The organism is Mesorhizobium sp. M7A.T.Ca.US.000.02.2.1, from assembly GCF_003996995.1.
Lineage (GTDB): Bacteria > Pseudomonadota > Alphaproteobacteria > Rhizobiales > Rhizobiaceae > Mesorhizobium.
This window is the reverse complement of sequence record NZ_RZTT01000401.1, coordinates 1-5,325: the sequence shown is the minus strand read 5'-3', so window position 1 is coordinate 5,325 and position 5,325 is coordinate 1. Positions and strand designations below refer to the sequence as shown.

Genomic DNA, 5,325 nt, shown 5'->3' with positions numbered 1-5,325 from the left:
AGGGGGAGGGGGACGACGCCACGTCCGGGTTCGTAGTAGCCAGCTTTGGGCACGGCGACCGGTTCGATGAAAGGCGCATCCTGTCCCGCCAGCCGTGCCAGCCTCCGCACCAGCGCGCTCATATTCGCCGGGCCGCCCTCGCGGAAATAGTCGAGCAGGCCGTCCAACTCCTCGCGCGGCAGCGTCGAGGCTTCGATCAGGCGCAAATCCTCGTCGCGGCATTCGCCGGGCAGCAGCGCCAGTTTTATGCCGCGTGCGCGGGCGGTCGAGGCGAGCTGGTCGCAGCCGTAGCGCCACCAGTCGTAGCCGCCGAGGATGCGCACGAGGATGATCTTGGCGTGGCGGGCGACGCTGTCGATCCAGAGATCGACGGACATGGGATGGCGCAGGTCGCGCAGTGCGGCCAGTCGCATCGAGGGCAGGCGGTTGGCATCGGCCTTCCACGCTGCCGCCAGTCCGGCGAGGTCGCTGTCGGTGAAGGACAGCGCCACGATATCCGCCGGCGTCTGCCGCAGATCGACCGGCTCGGCGAGGTCGTCGAGCGAGGCGGATGTCGTGGTGAGGATGTGCATCGCGACCCGTGTCCGAAATCAGCCGGCGAGTATACGCTCGATCGCCGGGCGGTTCAGCCCCTTCAGGCCGATGACGACGAGGCGCGAACGGCGGTCGTCCTGCGCGGTCCAGGCGCGGTCATAGTAATGATTGACGCGCGGCCCGACGGCCTGCAGCAAGAGCCGCATCGGCTTGCCGCCGACTTCGACGAAGCCTTTTACGCGCAGCACGTTCTCTTCTTCTGCGACGGTGGCGACGCGCTTTGCCAGCTCGTCCGGATTGGCGATCGAGGCAATGTCGACGATGAAGGTGTCGAAGTCGTCATGCTCGTGGTCGAACGCGCCGTCATGATGGGATTTGCGGTTTTCGATGTCGTCCTCGACGGCGAGACCGAGCCCGAGCAGCACCGAGGGATCGACCTTGCCATGCGACGCCGGCACGATCTTCACGGCGCGGGCGGAGTGTTCGTTGATGATGGCGTTGGCGCGGGCGGTGCCGGCGGCGTCCATCAGGTCGCTTTTCGACAGGATGATCAGGTCGGCGCAGGCGATCTGATCCTCGAACAGTTCTTCCACCGGGTCGTCGTGGTCGAGCGTCTCGTCCCCGGCGCGCTGCGCCTGAAGTGCGTCCATGTCGTTGGCGACGCGGCCTTCGGCCAATGCCGGCCCGTCGACCACGGCGATGACGCCGTCGACTGTGACGCGGCTCTTCACGCTCGGCCATTGAAAGGCCTGGACCAGCGGCTTGGGCAGCGCCAGGCCCGAAGTCTCGATCAGGATATGGTCGACCCTCGGCGTCAGCGACAGGATCTTGTCAAGCGCCGGGACGAAATCATCGGCGACGGTGCAGCAGATGCAGCCATTGGCCAGTTCGACGATGTTTTCCTCCGGGCAGGTGTCGATGCCGCAGCCCTTCAGGATCTCGCCGTCGATGCCGATGTCGCCAAACTCGTTGACGATTATGGCAATGCGCTTGCCGCCGGCGTTTTCCAGGAGATGGCGGACCAGCGTCGTCTTGCCGGCGCCGAGGAAGCCGGTGACGACGGTGCAGGGAACGCGGGAGAGGTTCGCAGACGAATCTGGGGCAGTCATGGTCAGTCCTTCAGCAGGTCGAGGGGAGGGATGCGGGCAACGAGGCCGCGCTTCAGGCTATCGGGGCGGCCACGCCAGGGAATGAGACCGTCGGTCGAGGTGGCGAAAAGCTTGGCGCCCGTGACGAGGTCGGCGCCGCTGGTCTCGGTCAGGTCGCCAAAGACATAGCTCCAGCAGCCGTCGCGCAGGATGGCGGCGCTGAGGCGCCGCTTGCAATTGCCAAGGCATTCGACACTGCGGATGCGGATGTCGTCGCCGGATGCGGCGCGGCGCGTATCCTCCGCCAGCAATTCGCCGGCGCGGGGATGAGCGTCGGAGCCGGTCTCGTCGCGACAGGAGGCGCAGACGATGATGGTGACGCCGGCCAAGGCATCATCATGGCCGGACGAAATATCAGCTGTGCCAGCCGAAAAACTGCTGTCGTGGTCCAAAGATCGGGCTCCTTGCCCGGAAACCCGCCGGGCGATCGGATTCTAAAGTCGCAGACGGCAGGTCTCCTGGCTCGCGGGTCATCGCCTTGGGTAGCCGCCTTCCCGGGAACTCCCAGTGGCTTTCGGCCTTGGCTCATCGCTTACAGTTGCGGGGACAGCCGCGGATTTGGGATTTTGCCCCGCACCGCATTCCCTCTTAGCTCTTGCCGTTGCGGGCAAGAGACCATCTGAACCGGATTTAGGCTTTTGCGAGCGGCGGTGTCAACGCGAGCTTACGACATGGCGATGTCGGCCAGCGCCGGACCCAAATCGCCGGCCGGGGTCACTTCCATGCGGTCAAGGCCAAGCCAGCCCTGCATCTGCTTCAATTCCTCGAACAGTTCTGCAGCGGTTTCAGGCGGCGCACCCGGCTCGGCATAGGCCGCATGGACCCGCAGTATGCTGGCCGGACGGTCGGCCTTGAGGTCGACGCGTGCCACGATCCTGTCGCCGAGCAGGAACGGCAGGACATAATAGCCGTATTGCCGCTTGTCGGCCGGCGTGTAGATCTCGATGCGGTAATGGAAATCGAACAGCCGCTCGGTGCGCGATCGTTCGAAGACAACCGGATCGAAGGGCGCCAGCAGGGCGCGGGCCCCGATTTTGCGCGGCAGGCGGGCGTCCCGGTGAAGATAGGCCGGCTTGTCCCAGCCTTCGACACGCACGGGCAGCAACTCGCCGGTTTCAACCAGTTCCTCCAGCCGGCCTTTCATGTCGGCCGGCGACAGGCGGAAATAATCGCGCAAATCGCCTGAAGTCGCCACGCCGTGGGCGCGGGCGGAAATGCGCAGCAATTCGCGGTGCGCGTCCTCAGGCGTCGGCACTGGGAGGTCGAGGATCGCCTGCGGCAGCACGCGCTCGGGCAGATCATAGAAGCGCTCGAACCCGCGACGATGCGCCGTGGTGATGCGGCCTGCCCAGAACAGCCATTCGAATGCGTGCTTGGCATGGCTCCAGCCCCACCAGCCACCCGAGCCTTTCTGGCCTTCGAGCGCGGAAGCGGCAATCGGGCCGCGCTCGGCGACCTGGCGGTAAATCTCTTCGATATAGGCGGCGTGCTCGCGGCCCCATTTGGCGAGGCCCAGATACATTTCGTCGCCGCGCTCGGCGCGCTGCATGCGCCAGCGCATCAGCGGGTAGGTCTCGACCGGCAGGAAGGACGCCTCGTGCGCCCAGTATTCGAAAACCGTGCGCTTACGCGTCACGGCCGCGTTGTCGAGCAGCGAGAACGGGTAGGGACCAAGGCGCGAATAGAGCGGCATATAATGAGCGCGCACCACCGCGCTGACGGAATCGATCTGCAGCAGGCCGGTGCGGGAGAGGGTGCGGGCAAAATGCCGGCGGTCGGGCGTGCCGGTCGGGCGGGGATCGAGAAACCCCTGGGCGGCAAGCGCGATGCGACGGGCCGTGGGGAGCGAGATCTTTTCCTTCATGCAGGCATCACTTTGAAGTGTTTTGACCGAGGGTCGAATGGCTGATTCCAACCCATGCTAGCAGGGTTTTGGCGGCATCCGTGTCAGGAGAGAAAAGTGGAGTAAAAAGCGAAGGAAATCAAACAGGAGCGGATCGGACCAGTTTGCCGCGATATGCCGTCCAGCTCGGTGTTTTGAACAAGGTTTGACTTGCTTCGCTGGAAGTGCTGCGCTAACCCTCGCCGCGTTGCAGCATAGGCCCTTAAAACGGTTCAGCGGTTAAACTGTCACGCTTCCGCATTAGGGTCCGGTGCTGTAATCAAACTGGATTGGCGCCAACGGAAAGCCGAGCATGAACGCACTCTTGAGCTCATACCTGCCCATCGTCCTGTTCATAGGCGTGGCGCTGGTTGTCGGCCTGGCGCTGCTGGTCGCGCCCTTCCTGGTGGCCTACCGCAATCCCGATCCCGAAAAGCTTTCCGCCTACGAGTGCGGTTTCAACTCGTTCGACGACGCCCGCATGAAGTTCGACATCCGTTTCTACCTGGTGTCGATCCTGTTCATCATCTTCGACCTGGAAGTGGCCTTCCTGTTTCCGTGGGCGGTGTCGTTTTCGAAGATCGGCATGCTCGGTTTCTGGTCGATGATGGTGTTTTTGGCGGTGCTGACCATCGGCTTTGCCTATGAATGGAAAAAAGGAGCGCTGGAATGGGATTGAACGACAGTTCAGGCACCCTCGTCGCGCCGAAGCCCAAGGGTATTATCGATCCCAACACCGGCAGGCCGGTGGGGGAGGACGATCCCTTCTTCCTCGAGATCAACAACGAGTTGGCCGACAAGGGCTTTCTGGTCACTTCGACCGAGGCGCTCATCACCTGGGCGCGCAGCGGGTCGCTGATGTTCATGACGTTCGGCCTCGCTTGCTGCGCGGTCGAGATGATCCACACCTCGATGCCGCGCTATGATTCGGAGCGGTTCGGCGTCGCGCCGCGCGCGTCCCCGCGCCAGTCCGACATCATGATCGTCGCCGGCACGCTGACCAACAAGATGGCGCCGGCGCTGCGCAAGGTCTACGACCAGATGCCGGAACCGCGCTACGTCATCTCGATGGGCTCCTGCGCCAATGGCGGCGGCTACTACCACTACTCCTATTCGGTGGTGCGCGGCTGCGACCGCATCGTGCCCGTCGATATCTATGTGCCCGGCTGCCCGCCGAGCGCCGAAGCGCTGCTCTACGGCATTCTTCTCTTGCAGAAGAAGATCCGCCGCACCGGCACGATCGAACGGTAAATCCATGACCGCATCCCTGAGCGAACTGTCGAACTATCTCGGCGAGAAGCTGATCGGCCGCGTGAACGAGGCTGATATCGCCTATGGCGAACTCACCATCCGCGTCGAGCCGCGCGATCTGGTCGAGGTCATGACCTTCCTGCGCGACGATGCGCGCTGCCAGTTCATCTCGATCATCGACGTCTGCGGCGCCGACTATCCGTCGCGGGCCAAGCGCTTCGACGTCGTCTACCATCTCCTGTCGCCGAAGCAGAATGTGCGCATCCGCATCAAGGTGCAGGCCGACGAGGAAACCATGGTGCCATCGATCACCGGCGTCTTTCCCGGTGCCGACTGGTTCGAGCGCGAGACCTACGATCTCTATGGCGTGCTGTTCTCGGGCCATCCCGATCTGCGCCGCCTGCTGACCGACTATGGTTTCGAAGGCCACCCGCTGCGCAAGGATTTCCCGCTGACCGGCTTCGTCGAGGTGCGTTACGACGACGAAGCCAAGCGCGTTATCTACGAGCC

At 63.8% G+C, this 5,325-nt stretch carries 6 protein-coding genes, 1 pseudogene and 1 riboswitch; of the genes and pseudogenes, 3 read left to right on the top strand and 4 right to left on the bottom strand.

The annotated features are described in order from the left end of the window. From EOD15_RS27680 to EOD15_RS27665, 4 genes and pseudogenes are all read right to left on the bottom strand, one after another. Positions 1–572, bottom strand: a pseudogene (locus EOD15_RS27680) (cobaltochelatase subunit CobN); the annotation flags it as partial. An 18-nt stretch (positions 573–590) separates the two neighbouring features. Then, complete coding sequence (gene cobW / locus EOD15_RS27675; protein WP_127382170.1) at positions 591–1,643, bottom strand: cobalamin biosynthesis protein CobW; 1,053 nt, start codon at positions 1,641–1,643, stop codon at positions 591–593. Positions 1,644–1,645: 2 nt separating this feature from the next. Further along, on the bottom strand, positions 1,646–2,074 hold the full coding sequence (locus EOD15_RS27670; protein WP_127322371.1) for a DUF1636 family protein: 429 nt from the start codon (positions 2,072–2,074) through the stop codon (positions 1,646–1,648). A gap of 38 nt (positions 2,075–2,112) precedes the next feature. Beyond that, positions 2,113–2,317: riboswitch (cobalamin riboswitch) on the bottom strand. Positions 2,318–2,346: 29 nt separating this feature from the next. After that, positions 2,347–3,546, bottom strand: a complete 1,200-nt coding sequence (locus tag EOD15_RS27665) for a winged helix-turn-helix domain-containing protein (protein WP_127322370.1) — start codon at positions 3,544–3,546, stop codon at positions 2,347–2,349. A 331-nt stretch (positions 3,547–3,877) separates the two neighbouring features. On the opposite strand from EOD15_RS27665, the gene EOD15_RS27660 reads away from it, so the two are divergent. From EOD15_RS27660 to EOD15_RS27650, 3 genes are all read left to right on the top strand, one after another. Next, on the top strand, positions 3,878–4,243 hold the full coding sequence (locus tag EOD15_RS27660; RefSeq protein ID WP_006335683.1) for an NADH-quinone oxidoreductase subunit A: 366 nt from the start codon (positions 3,878–3,880) through the stop codon (positions 4,241–4,243). Continuing rightward, on the top strand, positions 4,234–4,815 hold the full coding sequence (locus EOD15_RS27655; RefSeq protein ID WP_013531090.1) for an NADH-quinone oxidoreductase subunit B: 582 nt from the start codon (positions 4,234–4,236) through the stop codon (positions 4,813–4,815). The genes EOD15_RS27660 and EOD15_RS27655 overlap by 10 nt, the downstream gene beginning before the upstream one ends. Positions 4,816–4,819: 4 nt before the next feature. Further along, positions 4,820–5,325 (top strand): NADH-quinone oxidoreductase subunit C (locus EOD15_RS27650; protein WP_127409025.1); only part of this gene is annotated, 506 nt, incomplete at its 3' end.